This window comes from Actinacidiphila sp. bgisy167, assembly GCF_965342175.1.
Classification (GTDB): domain Bacteria; phylum Actinomycetota; class Actinomycetes; order Streptomycetales; family Streptomycetaceae; genus Actinacidiphila.
Genome location: NZ_CBDRBL010000238.1, coordinates 1 through 558, shown reverse-complemented (window position 1 = coordinate 558; position 558 = coordinate 1). Strand labels below are relative to the sequence as shown.

At 65.6% G+C, this 558-nt stretch carries 1 pseudogene; it reads right to left on the bottom strand.

Annotated features, from left to right (window positions below):
• Nucleotides 1-176: 176 nt before the first annotated feature.
• A pseudogene (locus ACRWND_RS30960) lies at nucleotides 177-558 on the bottom strand (transposase); the annotation flags it as partial.

The window sequence follows — 558 nt, the reverse complement described above, 5'->3', positions numbered from 1 at the left end:
CCGTCGGCCCGCACCACGAGCCCACTGTCCCAACTGGTAGCTTTCACCCGGAGGGTGCCCCTTGCTTCGCGACGTTCTTGATCTAGTCAATCCAGATCATCGCAGGTCGGGGGCACCCCTTCTACTATCAGGGCGTCAGATCAGGGGCCAGCCAGCGTCGTAGCTGAATTCACGAGGTTGACGTACCCGGCAAGCTTGAGCGCACCGCGGATCAGGTCGCGGACGGCGGCGAGGACTGAGGGCGTGTTGTGGGTTCCTGGGACTTGTCCTCGCTGAAGGTTACATCCCGACACCAGTGGACGGTGTTCTCCACCGTCCAGTGCCCGCGAGCCCATGAAGCGATCTCGGCGGCACTCGCCTCCTCGGCGGGCAGGTCGGTGATGGCGTAGACGGTCTCGCTGGACCACTTCTTCGCGCCGTAGAGACGGCGTCTGCGCTGGATGCGCAGGACCTGGGCCGCGTGGGGGAAGAGCAGGCCGTTGACGGTGACGACTTGGACGAGACGCTGTTCGTGGCGGCCGTGGCCGCGGGCGTCGTCGCGGTGGATGACGGGGATCT